The sequence below is a fragment of the Streptomyces sp. NPDC058335 genome (assembly GCF_042723915.1).
In the GTDB taxonomy this organism is placed as follows: Bacteria; Actinomycetota; Actinomycetes; order Streptomycetales; family Streptomycetaceae; genus Streptomyces.
The window spans coordinates 316,640-333,464 of record NZ_JBHXHX010000009.1 but is presented as its reverse complement, the minus strand read 5'-3'; the positions used below and the strand labels follow the sequence as shown (position 1 = coordinate 333,464).

The 16,825-nt window shown below is 71.4% G+C and carries 14 protein-coding genes; 6 read left to right on the top strand and 8 right to left on the bottom strand.

Annotation, left to right across the window (positions count from 1 at the left end):
• Nucleotides 1–11: 11 nt before the first annotated feature.
• From ACFWJX_RS20455 to ACFWJX_RS20445, 3 genes are read right to left on the bottom strand one after another with little or no spacing between them, the layout of a single operon-like run.
• Complete coding sequence (locus ACFWJX_RS20455; RefSeq protein ID WP_383244885.1) at nt 12–1,217, bottom strand: thiolase family protein; 1,206 nt, start codon at nt 1,215–1,217, stop codon at nt 12–14.
• Entirely contained in the window at nt 1,214–1,861 is a 648-nt protein-coding gene (locus tag ACFWJX_RS20450) for a CoA transferase subunit B (protein WP_383244882.1), read from the bottom strand. Before ACFWJX_RS20450 ends, ACFWJX_RS20455 begins: the two co-directional genes overlap by 4 nt.
• On the bottom strand, nt 1,861–2,643 hold the full coding sequence (locus ACFWJX_RS20445; protein ID WP_383244879.1) for a CoA transferase subunit A: 783 nt from the start codon (nt 2,641–2,643) through the stop codon (nt 1,861–1,863). The genes ACFWJX_RS20450 and ACFWJX_RS20445 overlap by 1 nt, the downstream gene beginning before the upstream one ends.
• 210 nt (nt 2,644–2,853) lie before the next feature.
• On the opposite strand from ACFWJX_RS20445, the gene ACFWJX_RS20440 reads away from it, so the two are divergent.
• Entirely contained in the window at nt 2,854–3,327 is a 474-nt protein-coding gene (locus ACFWJX_RS20440) for a MarR family winged helix-turn-helix transcriptional regulator (RefSeq protein WP_383244876.1), read from the top strand.
• Nucleotides 3,328–3,496: 169 nt separating this feature from the next.
• Here ACFWJX_RS20440 and ACFWJX_RS20435 read toward each other — a convergent pair whose 3' ends face one another.
• Complete coding sequence (locus ACFWJX_RS20435; RefSeq protein WP_383244873.1) at nt 3,497–4,432, bottom strand: DUF3048 domain-containing protein; 936 nt, start codon at nt 4,430–4,432, stop codon at nt 3,497–3,499.
• Between the two features lie 367 nt (nt 4,433–4,799).
• Here ACFWJX_RS20435 and ACFWJX_RS20430 point away from each other — a divergent pair, with 367 nt between their 5' ends.
• Nucleotides 4,800–5,990, top strand: a complete 1,191-nt coding sequence (locus tag ACFWJX_RS20430; RefSeq protein WP_383244870.1) for a zinc-dependent alcohol dehydrogenase — start codon at nt 4,800–4,802, stop codon at nt 5,988–5,990.
• 69 nt (nt 5,991–6,059) lie between these two features.
• On the opposite strand, the gene ACFWJX_RS20425 is transcribed toward ACFWJX_RS20430, so the two are convergent.
• Nucleotides 6,060–7,145, bottom strand: a complete 1,086-nt coding sequence (locus ACFWJX_RS20425) for an ATP-dependent DNA ligase (RefSeq protein ID WP_383244868.1) — start codon at nt 7,143–7,145, stop codon at nt 6,060–6,062.
• Between the two features lie 75 nt (nt 7,146–7,220).
• Between ACFWJX_RS20425 and ligD the strand changes: the two genes are divergently transcribed.
• Entirely contained in the window at nt 7,221–8,252 is a 1,032-nt protein-coding gene (gene ligD, locus ACFWJX_RS20420) for a non-homologous end-joining DNA ligase (protein ID WP_383244865.1), read from the top strand.
• A 20-nt stretch (nt 8,253–8,272) separates the two neighbouring features.
• On the opposite strand, the gene ACFWJX_RS20415 is transcribed toward ligD, so the two are convergent.
• Both ACFWJX_RS20415 and ACFWJX_RS20410 read right to left on the bottom strand, forming a co-directional pair.
• The gene (locus tag ACFWJX_RS20415) at nt 8,273–10,450 is read right to left on the bottom strand and encodes an OmpL47-type beta-barrel domain-containing protein (RefSeq protein WP_383245051.1); all 2,178 of its coding nucleotides are present in this window, start codon (nt 10,448–10,450) and stop codon (nt 8,273–8,275) included.
• Between the two features lie 44 nt (nt 10,451–10,494).
• Complete coding sequence (locus ACFWJX_RS20410) at nt 10,495–13,005, bottom strand: ThuA domain-containing protein (RefSeq protein WP_383244863.1); 2,511 nt, start codon at nt 13,003–13,005, stop codon at nt 10,495–10,497.
• A gap of 188 nt (nt 13,006–13,193) precedes the next feature.
• Here ACFWJX_RS20410 and ACFWJX_RS20405 point away from each other — a divergent pair, with 188 nt between their 5' ends.
• Both ACFWJX_RS20405 and ACFWJX_RS20400 read left to right on the top strand, forming a co-directional pair.
• Nucleotides 13,194–14,150, top strand: coding sequence for a multicopper oxidase domain-containing protein (locus ACFWJX_RS20405; protein WP_383244860.1), 957 nt, complete (start codon nt 13,194–13,196; stop codon nt 14,148–14,150).
• A gap of 290 nt (nt 14,151–14,440) precedes the next feature.
• Nucleotides 14,441–15,505, top strand: coding sequence for a LacI family DNA-binding transcriptional regulator (locus tag ACFWJX_RS20400; protein ID WP_383244857.1), 1,065 nt, complete (start codon nt 14,441–14,443; stop codon nt 15,503–15,505).
• A gap of 11 nt (nt 15,506–15,516) precedes the next feature.
• Here the strand turns inward: ACFWJX_RS20400 and ACFWJX_RS20395 are convergent, their stop codons facing one another.
• Nucleotides 15,517–16,308 carry a VOC family protein gene (locus ACFWJX_RS20395; RefSeq protein WP_383244855.1) on the bottom strand — a complete coding sequence of 264 codons (792 nt, stop codon included), beginning with the start codon at nt 16,306–16,308 and terminating at the stop codon, nt 15,517–15,519.
• Between the two features lie 226 nt (nt 16,309–16,534).
• On the opposite strand from ACFWJX_RS20395, the gene ACFWJX_RS20390 reads away from it, so the two are divergent.
• Nucleotides 16,535–16,777 (top strand): WhiB family transcriptional regulator, encoded by a 243-nt coding sequence (locus ACFWJX_RS20390; protein ID WP_383244851.1) that lies wholly within the window; start codon nt 16,535–16,537, stop codon nt 16,775–16,777.
• The last annotated feature ends 48 nt before the right edge of the window (nt 16,778–16,825 follow it).

Genomic DNA, 16,825 nt, shown 5'->3' with positions numbered 1-16,825 from the left:
GAGTCCCGGGGTCACTGACGTTCGAGGACGAGGGCGAGGCCTTGGCCCACGCCGATGCAGAGGGTGGCGACACCGACACCGGAGCCGCGGCGGGCGAGCTGGTGGGCGACGGTGCCGGCGAGGCGGGCACCGGAGGCGCCCAGTGGATGGCCGAGGGCGATGGCGCCGCCCTGCGGGTTGAGGATCGCCGGGTCGAAGCCGGGCCACTCGGCCACGCAGCCCAGCACCTGGGCGGCGAACGCCTCGTTGAGTTCGAGCACGGACAGGTCGTCGAAGCCCTTGCCCGCCCTGGCGAGGGCCCGGTTGACCGCCTCGACGGGAGCGAGCCCGAAGTACTGCGGGTCCAGCGCCGACACCCCGGTGGCGCTCACCCGGGCGAGGGGTTCACGGCCGACGGCCGCCAGACCCTCCTCGTCGACGAGGAGCAGGGCCGCCGCGCCGTCGCTCAGTGGCGACGCGTTCCCGGCGGTGACCGTGCCGTCCTCCGTACGGAAAGACGGCTTGAGCTTCGCCATCGCCTCCAGGGAGGCGTCCGGCCGTACCGACTCGTCCGCGGCGACGACCAGTGGGTCACCCTTGCGGCGGGGGATCGTGACGGGCGCCAACTCGGCGTCGAACAGGCCCTGTTCCTGGGCCAGCGCCGCCTTGCGGTGGCTGTTCAGCGCGAACTCGTCCTGCTGCGCACGGCTGATTCCGTGCTTGTCGGCGATCAGCTCCGCGCTCTCGCCGAGCGGGATGGTCCACTCCGGCTCCATCCGCGGGTTGACCATCCGCCAGCCCAGCGTGGTCGAGTACAGCTCCGCGTGGCCCGCCGGGAACGGCCGGTCGTTCTTGGGCAGCACGTACGGCGCACGGGTCATCGACTCGACCCCGCCGGCCACGGCGATCGAGGCGTCCCCGACGGCGATCGCGCGGGCCGCCTGGATCACCGCCTCCAGGCCGGAGGCGCACAGCCGGTTGACGGTCACGCCCGGCACGGAGGTGGGCAGGCCCGCCAGCAGCGCGGCCATCCGGCCCACGTTGCGGTTCTCCTCACCGGCGCCGTTGGCGTTGCCGAAGTACACGTCCTCGATCCGGGACGGGTCCAACGCGGGCGTACGCGCGAGGAGTTCGCGGATCGCGTGGGCGGCGAGGTCGTCGGGGCGCACCGAGGCCAGACCGCCGTCGTAGCGGCCGACCGGGGTGCGGACGGCGTCGACGATGTAGACGCTCTTCACGGCTGGGTCTCCTCCGGGACGCGAACCTTGGCATCGGTCTTCGCGATGATCTCGTCCACGCCCACGCCGGGCGCGGTCTCGACGAGCACCAGTCCGTCCCCGGTGACGTCGAGGACACCGAGGTCGGTGATGATCCGGTTCACGCAGCCCTTGCCGGTCAGGGGCAGCGCGCACTCGGCGAGGATCTTCGGGCTGCCGTCCTTCGCGGTGTGCGTCATGACGACGACGACCGTACGGGCGCCGTGGACGAGGTCCATCGCCCCGCCGATGCCGGTGATCAGCTTGCCGGGGATCGCCCAGTTGGCGAGGTCGCCCTTCTCGGACACCTGCATCGCGCCGAGCACGGCGACATCGATGTGGCCGCCGCGGATCATGCCGAAGGAGAGCGCCGAGTCGAAGAAGGAGGCGCCCGGCAGGACCGTGACGGTCTCCTTGCCGGCGTTGATCAGATCCGGGTCGACCTGGTCCTCGGTCGGGTAGGGGCCGGTGCCCAGGATGCCGTTCTCGCTCTCCAGGACCACCTCGACGTCCGTGGGGAGGTAGTTGGGGATGAGGGTCGGCAGACCGATGCCGAGATTGACGTACTGGCCGTCCTTCAGCTCGCGCGCGGCGCGGGCCGCCATCTCCTCGCGTGTCCAGGCCATCAGCCGTTCACCCGTTCCTTCGTCGCGGGCGCCGAGACGGTCCGCTGCTCGATCTTCTTGTCGGCGGCCTGCTCGGGCGTCAGGGCCACCACCCGCTGCACGAAGACGCCCGGCAGGTGCACGGCGTCCGGGTCGATCTCGCCGGGCTCGACCAGCTCCTCGACCTCGGCGATCGTGATCCGCCCGGCCATCGCGGCGAGGGGGTTGAAGTTGCGGCTCGACCTGTTGAAGACGAGGTTGCCGTGCCGGTCCCCCTTCGCCGCCCTGACCAGTGCGTAGTCGGTACGGATGGCGCGCTCCAGCACGTACTCGGTGCCGTCGAACTCCCGCACCTCCTTCGGCGGCGAGGCGAGCGCGACCCCGCCCTCACCGTCGTAGCGCCAGGGCAGTCCGCCCTCGGCTACCTGGGTGCCCACCCCGGCCGGGGTGTAGAAGGCGGGGATGCCGGCGCCGCCGGCCCGCAGACGTTCGGCGAGCGTGCCCTGCGGGATCAGCTCGACCTCCAGCTCACCGGACAGGTACTGGCGCGCGAACTCCTTGTTCGCCCCGATGTAGGAACCGGTCACCCGGGCGATCCGCCCGGCGGCCAGCAGCACGGCGAGGCCCGACTCCATCGCCCCGCAGTTGTTGGAGACGACCGACACCCCGGTGACGCCCCGCTCGTACAGGGCGTGGATGAGAACGCCCGGCACGCCGCTCAGTCCGAAACCGCCCACTGCCAGCGACGCGCCGTCCGGCACGTCGGCCACCGCCTCCAGGGCCGTGGCGACCACCTTGTCCATGCGTGCAGCCCCATCTCTTTCCGTGCGCCCCAGCCCTCAATTAATCAGGGCACTGACTATTTTGGCGAGGTGTCCTTCACGCTGCCACTGGCGGGCCGGGGCGTCAAGAGGTCGGAGAAGAGTGAGGTCAGTCGGGCGGAGGGCGGGCAGACAGCTGCCTTCTCTCCGGGTATTGTTCAGTGCACGTACGATTCTACTTCGGGAGCGCGCATGGCTGCGGTGGACCTCAACACCCATCCCGGACACCTGGCCCGGCGGCTCCAGCAGGCGCACTACCTGTTGTGGAACGCGATGGTCTCCGAGGAGATCACCTCCCCGCAGTTCGCCGTCCTCAACGCGCTCGTCGCCGAGCCGGGCCTCGACCAGCGCACGGTGGGGGAGCGGGTGGGACTGGACCGCTCCACCGTCGCCGAGGTGATCAGCAGGCTGATCCGCCGCGAACTCCTCGACAAGGTGCGCGACCCGCAGGACGGCCGCAGGTTCCTGCTGCGTCTGACCGACGACGGCGTCCGCACCCAGCGCAGGCTCGCCGTGCGCGCGGCCCGGATGAGCCAGGTCTTCCTCGCCCCGCTCTCCGGTGACGAGCAGAAGGTCTTCTTCGACCTGATCCGCCGGGTGGCGGACGCGGCGGAAGGACTGCGCAACCCGGCGGAGCCGCTGGTCGGCCGGGGAGCGAGCACGTAGGGCTTCGGGGAGAACCGTCGACACGGTCGAACGCGGTTTCCGGGCGTTACCGTCCGGGCGAACACGGTCGAACGCGGTTTCCGGGCGTTACCGTCCGGGCGAACACCGTCGAACGCGGTTTCCAGGCGTTACGACGCCCGCGCACACCACCGAAGGCGGTTTCCGGGCGTTACGACGCCTGCGCGAACACCACCCACACCTGGCCCTCGGCGAACGCGACCGGCTTGCCGTCCCGCGTCGTGAACCGCGTGCCGTCCGCCGCCGTCGGACGCTGCCACCGCACGTCGTGGGAGGTCCCGTCGCGCAGCACCTCGGCCGTCCCCGAGCCGACCGTCTCCGTGTACGGCGTGTGGTTGCCGAGCACGTCGTGGTAGCCGGACCTGCGCACGTTCACGTACTGCACGACCACCGTCGCCGGTGCGAGCCGCCGCCCGTCGGCGGTCACCGTCGGTGTCCCGTCCGTCGTGACCTCCCAGCCCCGCCGCTCCTGCGACCAGGTGAACGTGAAGCGGGCCGAGGGATAGCGCACGGCCCGCGAGGCCGCGGGTGTGCCCCCGTCGGGCGCGGGGCCGTAGCGGAAGCCGGTGGTCAGCGCGGCCTCGCCCGGCGCGGACGGCAGCACGCGGCCGGGGCGCAGATAGAGGTTGTGCGGGGAGGTCTTGCCGGTGTCCCGGTAGTAGGCGTCCTCCGCGTCCTGCGGAGTGACGCCCTCCAACGGCTCCTTGTCGATCACCGGCAGCAGCTTGCCCTGCGCGCCGGAGAAGGCGAGGACCGGCCGGTCGAACTGGCGCAGCAGTTCCAGGTCGGACTCGCGGGCGCTGCGCACCGGCCCGACGGTCTTCGGCAGCCGCGTCGCGTACACCGCCATGAGCCGGCTCAGACCGCCCTCGACCTGTTCGACGTAGACGATGTCCGCGGCGTCCAGACCGGTCTGCGGGCGTGCCGCGCGGACGTTGTCGATCTTCACGGCGAGGATCTGCCCGACGGTGCCCGTGTCGGTGCGGCTCGGCGGGCGGTCGGTGCCGCGGCCGTCGTCGGCCGGTCCGGGGCCGCTCGTGCAGCCGGCCGCCAGCGACAGCGCGAGCGCCGCGGCGAGCGCGGACACCGTCGCCGCCCCGCGGCCGGGACGTGCCCCTCGCCGGGCGGGCCGCCGTCCGTGTGAGGCCCGGAACCGCCTGCGGGGACTCCGGACCGTCGCACCGTCCACCGTTGCCATGTCCACCATCGCCACCCCGTTCCGTGCCCTGATTGTGCGCTTATCGGTTCGCTGGTGGCCATACCCGATCGATCCTGATTGTCCGCGTCGACTGGGCCGATCGGCCCACGCCCGTACGTGCGGTGCCTGCGGTACATGCGGTGGGCGGGTGCGCGGGTGCGCGGTTCGGAGCCGGGGCCTCGGGTACCCGGGCAGCACCCCGGGACCCGGCCCGGCACGGCGGGCCCCCCGAACTCGGTGGAGGGAGCGCGGCACGATGAAGGCAGTGACCTGGCAGGGGAAGCGGGACGTACGGGTGGAGTCCGTGCCCGATCCGACGATCCAGGAACCCACGGACGCCGTCATCCGCGTCACGTCCACCGGACTGTGCGGCTCCGACCTGCACCTCTACGAGGTGCTCACCCCGTTCATGACCCCGGGCGACATCATCGGCCACGAACCCATGGGCATCGTCGAGGAGGTCGGCGCCGGGGTGATCGACCTCAGCGTCGGCGACCGGGTCGTCGTGCCCTTCCAGATCGCCTGCGGCGACTGCTGGATGTGCCTCAACTCCCTGCCCACCCAGTGCGAGACCACCCAGGTCACCGCCGAGGGCATGGGCGCCGCGCTGTTCGGCTACACCCGCCTGTACGGCGCGGTGCCCGGCGGCCAGGCCGAGTACCTGCGCGTCCCGCAGGCCCAGTACGGCCCCATCAAGGTGCCCCAGGGCCCGCCCGACGACCGCTTCGTCTACCTCTCCGACGTCCTGCCCACCGCCTGGCAGGCCGTCGCCTACGCCGGCATCCCCGAGGGCGGCAGCGTCGCCGTGCTCGGCCTCGGTCCCATCGGCGACATGGCCTGCCGCGTCGCCCAGGTGCGCGGCGCCGGGCGGGTGTTCGGCGTGGACCTGGTCGGTGACCGGCTGCGCCGGGCCCACGCGCGCGGCGTCGAGACGTACGACCTCAGGAACTTCGACAGCGAGAAGGAACTGGTCGACGCGATCCGTGACGAGACCGACGGGCGCGGCCCGGACGCCGTGATCGACGCCGTCGGCACCGAGGCGCACGGCAGCGCGGTCGCCCGCATGATCCAGAACGCGTCCGCCCTGCTGCCGCGCAAGGTCAGCGGCCCCCTCGCCGAACGCTTCAGCGTCGACCGGCTCGCCGCCCTGCACACCGCCGTCGAACTGGTGCGCCGCGGCGGCACGCTCTCCCTCGTCGGCGTCTACGGCGGCACGGCCGACCCGCTGCCCATGCTCACCATGTTCGACAAGCAGCTCCAGATCCGGATGGGCCAGGCCAATGTGCGCCGCTGGAGCGACGACATCCTCCCCTACCTCACCGACGAGGACCCGCTCGGCGTCGACGACTTCGCCACCCACCGCATACCGCTGTCGGAGGCCCCGGAGGCGTACGAGATGTTCCAGCAGAAGCGGGACGGTGCGGTGAAGATCCTCATGACGCCGTGAGACGGATGCCCCGACTCCGGCGTCGGCGACCCGGCGTCGGCGACGGGCGCCGGGCGACGGGCACCGGTGTCAGGAGGGCGCGGTCCGTGGCGGCGCCCCCAGGATCTCCGCGAGGTCGTAGCGCACCGGCTCCTCCAACTGCGCGTACGTGCAGCTCTCCGGTGTCCGGTCCGGGCGCCAGCGGCGGAAACGGGCCGTGTGCCGGAAGCGTGCCCCGTTCTCCATGTGGTCGTACGCCACCTCGGCCACCCGCTCCGGCCTGAGCGGCACCCAGGACAGGTCCTTCTTGCCCGACCAGCGGCTCGGCGCACCGGGCAGCCGGGCACTCTCGTGAGCCGCCTCCTCCGCCCAGGCGGCCCAGGGATGCCCCGCCACGTCGCCCATGCGCAGCGGTTCCAGCTCCTCGACCAGCTCGGCGCGGCGCTTCATCGCGAACGCGGCCGACACACCGACGTGCTGCAGGGCACCCCGGTCGTCGTACAGACCCAGCAGCAGCGAACCGACCACCGGCCCGCTCTTGTGAAACCGGTATCCGGCCACCACCACGTCCGCGGTCCGCTCATGCTTGATCTTGAACATGGCCCGCTCGTCCGGGCGGTACGCCAACGTCAGCGGCTTGGCGATCACCCCGTCCAGGCCCGCGCCCTCGAACTCCTCGAACCACCGCCGCGCCACCTCGATGTCCGTCGTCGACGGCGCCAGATGCACCGGCGGCGTCACCCCGTCCAGCGCCCGCTCCAGCAGCGCCCGGCGGTCGCTCTGGGGGACGTCCAGCACCGACTCGTCGTCCAGCGCCAGCAGGTCGAAGGCCACGAAGGAGGACGGCGTCCGTTCGGCGAGCGTGCGCACCCGTGAGTCCGCCGGGTGGATCCGCTCGGTCAGCGCGTCGAAGTCCAGCCGGCCCTCGCGCGCGATCACGATCTCCCCGTCCAGCACGCACCGCTCGGGCACCCGCTCCCGCAGCGCCGCCACCAGCTCGGGAAAGTACCTGGTGAGCGGCTTGCCGGTACGGCTTCCCAGTTCTACCTCGGCGCCGTCGCGGAACACGATCGCCCGGAAGCCGTCCCACTTCGCCTCGTACTGCATCCCCGTCGGAATCGCCGCCACCGACTTGGCGAGCATGGGCTTCACGGGCGGCATGACGGGCAGATCCATGGGTCCGATTCTGCTCGGAAACGGCCGAAGCCGCCCGGTGTGCGAGCTGTGCGAGGTACGCCTACCGTGGCTCGCATGGGCGATGCGGTGGAACTCGAGGTGGCCGGCCGGACCGTACGGCTGTCCAGCCCCGACAAGATCTTCTTCCCGGAGCGCGGCTACACCAAGCTGGACCTCGCCCGCTACTACCAGGCCGTCGCCCCCGGCATCCTGCGCGCCCTGCGCGACCGCCCCACCACCCTGGAGCGCTACCCGGACGGCGTGACCGGCGAGTCCTTCTTCCAGAAACGGGCCCCGAAGAACATGCCCGACTGGATCCCGCGCGCCCACATCACCTTCCCCAGCGGCCGCAGCGCCGACGAGATGTGCCCCACCGAACAGGCCGCCGTGCTGTGGGCCGCCCAGTACGGCACGCTCACCTTCCACCCCTGGCCCGTGCGCCGCGGCGATGTCGACCGCCCCGACGAACTCCGCATCGACCTCGACCCGCAGCCCGGCACCGACTACGACGACGCCGTCCACGCCGCCCACGAACTGCGAGCCGTACTCGAGGAGTTCGGCGGTCTGCGCGGCTGGCCCAAGACCTCCGGCGGACGCGGCCTGCACGTGTTCGTGCCGATCGAGCCCCGCTGGACCTTCACCCAGGTCCGCCGCGCCGCCATCGCCGCCGGCCGCGAGCTGGAACGCCGGATGCCGGACCGGGTCACCACCAAGTGGTGGAAGGAGGAACGGGGCGAACGCATCTTCGTCGACTACAACCAGACCGCCCGCGACCGCACCATCGCCTCCGCCTACTCCGTACGGCCCCGCCCGCACGCCCCCGTGTCGGCGCCCCTGCGCTGGGAGGAGGTCGGCGTGGCCCACCCCGTCGACTTCGACATCGTGACCATGCCGGCCCGCTACGCCGAACTCGGCGACGTCCACGCCGACATGGACGAGCACGCCTTCTCCCTCGACGCGCTCCTGGAACTGGCCCGCCGTGACGAACACGACCACGGGCTCGGTGATCTGCCGTACCCGCCCGAGTATCCGAAGATGCCGGGCGAACCCAGGCGGGTACAGCCGAGCCGGGCCCGCAAGGACGGGCCGGCCCCTACAACTCCCTGACCGGTACCGTTCGTCGACGCCTACAACTCCATGATGCGGATGTCCCGGTACGACACCACGTCGGTCGTGCCGTGCACCTGGAGGCCCACATAGCCGGAGGCGAACCGCCTCCCGTCCGTGCCCGGATCGTCCGCGCGCGGCGGGGAGAACTCCTGGCCGCCGGTGTTGTCGAACTCGTTGATCAGCACGCCGTTGCGGAACACCGAGTAGTGCTGGCCGACCACCCGGATCTCGTAGTCGTTCCAGGTGCCCTTCTGCGTCACGCCGGCCCCGGCGAGGCCCACCCGGTCGAAGCCGTAGACCGAGCCGGTCTTGTACATGTCGCCGTCGGGCCGGTCCAGTACCTGCACCTCGTGCCCGTACTTGATGGCCGCCCACTCCGGACGCGGTTCCTCGGCATGGCCGTGGATCCACGGGAACCGCACGAACAGCCCGGAGTTGGCGTTGCCGGTGCCCGGTGCGTCGTCCCGCCACTGCAGACGCAGCGAGAAGTCGGCGTACTTGCGCTGCGGGAACCACAGCATGCCGAGGCCGGCTCTCGTCGTGCCCGAGGTGATCGAGCCGTCGCCGTTCGGGGCGAAGGAGCCGCCGCCCACGTGCTCCCACCGGGCGAAGGACGCGGTGCTGCCGTCCATGATCGTGCGGTAGCCCTCGGTCTGGCCGGGCTTGCCGATCCCGGAAGCGCCGGCCGCATCGAGGACGGTGTCGTACTCCCGCTCGTCGACGACCCCGTTGCGGAACAGCCCGTCCAGGACGGTCCTCACATGCTTGAGGAACAGGGCGTGGGACGTCCACTCCCGCTCGTCCTCGATCAACTCGTTGATCCGGCACCGGTTGTCGGTCACCCGGTTCTGGACCCCGGTGCCGACCGTCCCGACGATCACGGTCAACCGTTCGTCCCACTCCGGGCAGTTGGGCGCGGGCACGCCGCCGCCGGCCGCCACCGTGAAACTCACGTCGCGCGCCGCCGAGGTGTTGCCCGCCTTGTCGGTCGCCCGGTACGCCACGGTGTGGGTGCCGGCGCGGTCGACGACCACGGGAGCGGTGTACGCCAGGTAGGGCCCGCCGTCGAGCGAGTACTCGACGCCCGCGACCCCCGACCCGCCCTCGTCGCTGGCGCCGACCGTCACACGGGCGCTGCCGACGTAGGCGCCCGCCGAGTTGCCGGTGCCCTCGACCGTCACGCCGGTCACCGGGGGAGTGGTGTCCCGCGGGGGTGCGGCGACCACCGTGAAGGTGACGCTCTTCCCGGCCGAGGCGTTGCCCGCCTTGTCGACGGCCCGGTAGCGGACGGCGTGGGTACCGACCTGGTGGACCATGACGGGGGCGGTGTAGGGGATCCAGTCGCCCGCCGCGCTGACCGCATACTGTATACGGTCGACACCCGACCCCGTATCGGATGCCGTGACGGTGACGGTCGCCATGTCGACGTACGTCCCGTCGGCGTTCTGCTCACCGCTCACCGTCGCCGAGGTCTCAGGCGGAGTGGTGTCGTCGGAGGCCGGTGGGACCACGCTGAACGCCTCGGTCTTCTCGGCCGAGACATTGCCGGCCCTGTCGAAGGCGCGGTGGCGGATCGTGTGGCTGCCGACCCGGTCCACGACCACGGGTGCTGTATACGGTAGCCAGTCGCCCGTGGCGTCGACGGCGTACTGGATCCTGTCGACCCCCGACCCGCCGGCCTCGTCGGTCGCCGCGACCGTCACGCTCGCCGACCCGACGTACTCGCCCTGCGCGTTCTGCACGCCGCTGACCCGCGCGGACGTCTCCGGGGCGGTGGTGTCCTCCCCGCTGCCCTCGGACACCACGAGGATGCCCTGCATCTGCCCGTGGCCGGGGATCGTGCAGTGGTAGAAGTACCGGCCCGGAGAGAGCGTGACCTCGGCGGTGTGACGGCCGCCCATGTCGTCGTTCGGGTTGGCGAGGATGTTCAGCTCGACATCGCCGTTGAACTCGGGATCGCTCGTCACGAACGTCAACGTGTGCGGCATCCCCGTGGTGTTGTCCGTCGCCGCGCTGTTCTCGAAGACGATCGTCGCCGGGCCCGCCACCGCGGTCGTCGGCACCGTCGTGTACCTGGTGATGTCATCACCGGCCGTCCAGGTCAGCACCTGCTCGGCTGCGGCCGGAGCGACAGCGGGAACCGGTTGCTGCTCAGGACGCGCCGCGCTGGGCGCGGCCTGCAACCCGAGCACCATCAGTACGGCGGCCAGCAGGGCCGTCCACACTCTTCGCCGACGTGTCACCGCGTCCCCCTCGCGAGTTGTCCGGCGGCCGGGGTCGGCCCGCCGCCGGTGTAAGTGACCCGCCACAGCGCCGACCTGGCGTCGGAGGTGAAGAATCCGCGCCCGTAGTCGAGGACGTAGAGGGCGCCGTCCGGACCGAACCTCCAGTCCATGAGGTTCCTGATGCCGTCGTTGCCGACCGGCACGATCTTCTTCAGCGACTCGGAGTGCACCGGCAGGCCCCCGTCACCTTGCGTCGCCGGGTTCATCAGGACGGCGTTGCGCGGCTGGTCGGCGTCGTAGAAGTCGCCGACGAACCACTTGCCGTCCCAGTAGGCGGGCCACTTTGCCGTGCTCGCGCTCGCCGCGTCGTAGCGGTAGACCGGCCCGTTCATCGCGGCCTGGCCGCCGCCCTTCAGCCAGGGCAGCAGGTAGCGGGCCTCCTCCTGCTTGTAGGACGGGACACCGCTCGCGTCCCGCGGATAGTCCGGGGCGCCGCCCTGCGGCGAGTACCAGATGTTGTTCGCGGTGACCGGCGGCAGGTTCACCAGGCCGTCGTTGTTCGGCGACTCGTTCCTCGGGTGGTCGCAGTCGTACCAGCCGAGCGGCTTCGTCGGGTCCGGCAGATTGCGGTCGCGGTAGGGCTGCTTGTTGCCCATGCAGTACGGCCAGCCCCGGTTGGACGCCTCGGTGATGACGGCGAACGTGTCGTACTTGGCCGGACCCCAGGTCGTGGAGGGGACGCCCGCGTCCGGACCGACCCAGCCCGCGTACAGGATGTCGGTCCGCCGGTCGACGGAGATGCGGGCCGGGTTCCTGACCCCCATCACATAGATCTCGCCGCGCGTCTTGCCGCCGCCCTCGTCGCTCTCCCGGCCCGTGAAGAGATTGCCCTCGGGGAGCGTGTACGTCCCGTCCGGCTCCGGGTGGATGCGCAGGATCTTGCCGTTCAGGTTGTTCGTGTTACCGGCGGTGCGGCGCGCGTCGGCGAAGGAAACGCCCTTGTAGTTCGGTTGCGGGTTGTTTCCGGAGTAACCGTCGCTGAAACCGCTTGAGTTGTTGTCGCCGGTCGCGATGTACAGGTTGCCCCGCGAGTCCCAGGCCATCCCACCGCCGGCGTGGCAGCAACTGTGCACCTGCACCGGCCACTTCAGCAGCACCTTCTCGCTGCCGAGGTCCAGCTTGTTCGTGGTGAGGCCGAGCGTGAACCGGGAGACGCGCCGCTCGGCCATCCGCTTCTCGCGGTCGACCCCCGAGTGGGGCGTGTAGTGGAGGTACACCCAGCCGTTCTGCTCGAAACGCGGGTCCAGCTCGATGCCGAGCAGGCCCTCCTCGACCTTCACCAGCTCGTCACCGCCGCCCTTGTTCCCGAAAACGGTCAACGCGCCGGCCAGGGTGACCTTCTTCGTCGCCGGGTCGTAGACATGGACCTCGCCCTTGCCCTTGCCGATGTCCGGGTCGTTCCAGTCGGTGATCACCGGCTGCGAGGAGTCGGCACCGCCGCGGCCGATGTAGAGCACCCGGCCGTCGGGTGCCGTGACCAGCCCGTGCGGCTCGCCGATCTGGTCGTTCAGGCCGGGGCGATTGGGCTGTGTGAGCCGCTCGGCCTTGTAGTTGGCCGCGATGGTCGCCTTGCAGTCGGCCTGCGTCAGCCGGGTCGTCCACAACAGCGCACCCCGCAGATGCGCGCGGAAGTCCGTCTCGTCGTACGAGGACACCGTGCCGCCCATGCCCGTGTAGAAGGACCGGCCGCCGTCGTAGTCCCGGCACCAACTGATCGGATGGTCCGCGCCGTTGGCGCTCGTCCCCGGCTGATACGTCGACTCGCGCACCCGGGCGACGGTGTGCACCGTGCCGGAGGGGTTGCGCGTCCAGTTGGGCCACCGGTCGGGCCGTTTCCACTCGACGGGGAGGTCCTTTCCGGCCGGATGCCGGCGGTCGCCCACCTCGACGGTGGCCCGCTGCACGGCCGTCGGACCGTTCGCCGCCGGGCGGGCGCCGATCAGGCCGGTGAACCAGTCCGAATACGGTTCCGCGCGCGCCGCGTCGTGGAGGCCGACGAAGCCGCCGCCGGCCTCCATGTAGGCCTCCAGGCCCGCCTCCTGATCGGGGTCGAGAACGTCTCCGCCCCCGGTCAGGAACACGATGGCGTTGTAGCGGCCCAGCCGTGGCCCGTCGGTGAAGACCGAGGCGTCGTCGGTGGCCTCGACCTCGAAGCGCTCGTCCGTCGCGCCGGTGAGACCGATGTCCTCGATCGCCTCGATCCCGGCGTCGACGACCGGCGACTCGTCCCCGGCGGCGGAGCCGTGGAAGAGGAGGACGCTCACGCCCGGACCGCCCGGCGGCGAGGCCACGGACATCGTTGTCAGGGCTGGTTCGGGCGCCGGGCGCGCCTGCACGGCCGGTCCCGACAGCAGCCCGGCGGTGACGACCCCGGCGGCCACGGCGGCCACTCTGGCCCGTCGCCTGCGGCGTACGTCGCGTCTCGCACTCTTCGCGCTTCTCGTGCTCAACCCTCGTAAGTGCATGGGCACCTCCTTGGTCACGGCGGCAGCGCCAAGGAAGCTAGACCCCTTTGCCCGGCTCGCCAATACCTATCACCGCAATGGCACGAACTTTGTCCTGGGTGTGGATGAACGGCGGAACGCCCGGTACCGTCGCACCGGCTCATCACAGGTACGCCCGGTCAAGTCCCGTATCAGGGTGGGAGTTCCGCATGGACAGACGTGGTTTCAACCGGCGGGTGCTGCTCGGCGGCGCCGCCGCCGCGACATCGTTATCACTGGCGGCGTCCGAAGCCTCCGGCGCCGGACCCACGGCCGCGGCGGCCCCCGTCGGCGGCCAGGTGAGGCACCTCAAGCTGTACGCCGAGAAGCTCCCCGACGGGCAGTTCGGCTACGGCTTCGAGAAGGGCGGGGCAACGATCCCGGGCCCGCTGATCGAGGTGAACGAGGGCGACACCGTCCACATCGAGTTCGAGAACACCCTGGACGTGGCGGCGAGCCTGCACGTGCACGGCCTCGACTACGAGATCTCCAGCGACGGCACGGCGATGAACCGCAGCGACGTGGAACCGGGCGGCACCCGCACCTACACCTGGCGCACCCACGCCCCCGGCCGCCGCGCGGACGGCACCTGGCGCGCCGGCAGCGCGGGCTACTGGCACTACCACGACCATGTCGTCGGCACGGAACACGGCACGGGCGGCATCCGCAAGGGCCTCTACGGCCCGGTGATCGTCCGCCGCAAGGGCGACGTCCTGCCCGACGCGACCCACACGATCGTCTTCAACGACATGACGATCAACAACAGGCCCGCCCACAGCGGCCCCGACTTCGAGGCCACGGTGGGCGATCGCGTCGAGTTCGTGATGATCACGCACGGCGAGTACTACCACACCTTCCACCTGCACGGACATCGCTGGGCCGACAACCGCACCGGCACACTCACCGGCCCCGACGACCCCAGCCAGGTCATCGACAACAAGATCGTCGGCCCGGCCGACTCCTTCGGCTTCCAGGTGATCGCGGGGGAGGGCGTGGGCGCCGGCGCGTGGATGTACCACTGCCATGTGCAGAGCCACTCCGACATGGGAATGGTGGGCCTGTTCCTGGTGAAGAAACGGGACGGCACGATCCCTGGCCACGAGCCGCACGAACCCCACGAGCACTGAGGGGTGACGGACGTCCTCGTCTGCCCGGAAGCCCTGCGCGAGGCGTAGCGGCACGCGCAGGGCCGATGTCCTCGATCGCCTCGATCCCGGCGTCGACGACCGGCGACTCGTCCCCGGCGGCGGAGCCGTGGAAGACGAGGACGCTCACGCCCGGACCGCCCGGCGGCGAGGCCACGGGCCCGGCGCGAGGCGTAGCGGCACGCGCACCCTCGCCCAGCGCCGAGAGCGCTCTCACCTCTCCCTCCTGCGCGGCTATCCTGAGCCGCACCGCACGGAGGAGGAGCCCCGAAGTGAGCGACACAGTGCCGCGTCCCACGTTGGAGGCAGTGGCCGCACGGGCGGGGGTCTCCCGGGCCACCGTCTCACGGGTCGTCAACGGCGGGGACGGGGTCCGTGAGCCCCTCGTCGAGCGGGTCCGGCGGGCCGTGGAGGAACTCGGGTACGTGCCCAACCAGGCCGCGCGCAGCCTGGTCACGAGACGGCACGACGCCGTCGCCGTCGTCATCGCCGAACCGGAGACCCGCGTCTTCGCCGACCCCTTCTTCGCCCTCCAACTGCGCGGCATCAGCAAGGAGTTGACCGCCCACGACAACCAACTGGTGCTGCTCCTCACCGAGGGCCGCGACGACCACACCCGGGTCGCCCGGTACCTTGCCGGCGGCCATGTCGACGGCGCCCTCGTCTTCTCCCTCCATGTCGACGACCCGCTGCCCGGACTGATCCAGGGCGCCGGAGTGCCGACGGTGTTCGGCGGCCGCCCCGGCTGGGGCGACGGCACCCGCGACGTCGTGTACGTGGACAGCGACAACCGCGGCGGCGCGCGTGCGGCCGTACGCCATCTCGTCGGCCTCGGCCGTACCCGGGTCGCGCACATCACCGGCCCGCTCGACCAGACCTCCGCGGCGGACCGCCTCCAGGGCTACCGGGACGTGATGGGAGACGCCGACCCGCGGCTGGTCGTGGAGAGCGACTTCACCCCCGGCGGCGGCGAGCGGGCCATGCGGGACCTCCTCGACCGCTGCCCGGACGTGGACGCCGTGTTCGCCGCCAACGACCTCACCGCCTCGGGTGTCCTGCGGGTCCTGCGGGAACACGGGCGGCGGGTGCCCGAGGACGTCGCCGTGGTCGGCTTCGACGACATGGTGCCGGTCGCCGAACAGACCGACCCGCCCCTCACCACGGTCCGCCAGGACATCGAGGAGATGGGCCGCATCATGACCCGCCTCCTGCTGAGCAGCCTCGACCGGCGCAACACCGGCGAGGCCGCCCCGGACCCGGTGCGGCCCACCGCCCCGGGTGGTCCGGTCCTGCCGACCGTCCTGCCGACCACCCTGGTGCGCCGGGCTTCCGCATAGCGGGGGTGCTCTCACGCCTCCCGCGGCTCGCTCCTGATCACCGCGAAGCGGGCCCCGTCCGGGTCGGCCAGCCTGGCGATGCGGCCGACGCCCTCGACGTCCGTCGCGGCCATCCGGACGGTGCCGCCCAGCTCCTCGGCCCGCGCCACGACCGCGTCCACGTCCGTCACCTCGATGTACGGCAGCCAGTGCGCCGGGTAGGGCGCCTCCGTGGGGTCGTCGGCCAGCGGGACGACCCCGCCGAACATCGAATCCTCGCCGGCCCCGACGGGGTTCACACAGGTGTACGTACCCCCGGGGAAGGGGACGCCCGAGGTCTCCAGGCCCAGCGTGGCGTGGTAGAAGGCGGCCGCCGCGGCGATGTCCGGGGTGTACAGCTCGACCCAGCACAGCGAGCCCGGCTCACCCGCCACGTCCACGCCCTCGAGCCGGCCCGGCTGCCAGACGCCGAAGGGCACTCCGGCGGGGTCGGCGATGATCGCCATCGTGCCCTGGCCCATGACGTCCATCGGCGGGAACAGCACCCTGCCGTGCGCCTGCTCGGCCCGCTTGCAGGTGGCGTCCGCGTCCGTCGTCCGGAAGTAGACGGTCCACGACGGAGGGCCCTGCTCGGGCGCCGACTGCATACCGCCCGCCGCGGTCCTCCCGTCCAGCTGGAAGAAGCCGTAGCCGCCGGCGTCGGGGCCCGCGGACACGAATCGCCAGCCGAAGAGGGCGCCGTAGAAGGCGGAGGCGCGGTCGATGTCGGACGTGCCGATGTCGAGCCAGTTCGGAGCGCCGTTGACGAAACGGGTGGTGAGCATCTTCGCCCTCCTCCTCGGAAGTCCCGTTCTCTGCACTGCTTCGCAGCACTGCCGAGTCTTGCACCGCCCACCGACAACCGCTGCCGGAGCGCGGGGGACGGGCCCGGCGCGCCGCCGTGCGCCATGGTCGGTCCCGGGGGCACCATCAGTGCGGCCGGGGGCCCTGCCGAGCCGCGTATATCCGGCGTTGATGGAACGTTTTTCGCCGCGCGTCACGATTCTGGCCATGTACACCGACACGATCCCCACGCCCGACCTCGCCTGGCAGCGGGAGGCGCTGTGCGCCCAGACCGGGGCGGACTTCTTCTTCCCGGAGCCCGGCAGCTCGGTCCGGGAGGCCAAGCGCATCTGCGGCATGTGCGAGATGCGGACCGCGTGCCTCGACTACGCCCTCGCCCACGACGAACGCTTCGGCGTATGGGGCGGCCTGTCCGAGAAGGAACGCCTCCAGCTGCGCCGTACGAACTGAGCCGACAGGTCGCCCGGAACCCGCAAATATGTACGACCGCATCGCGGG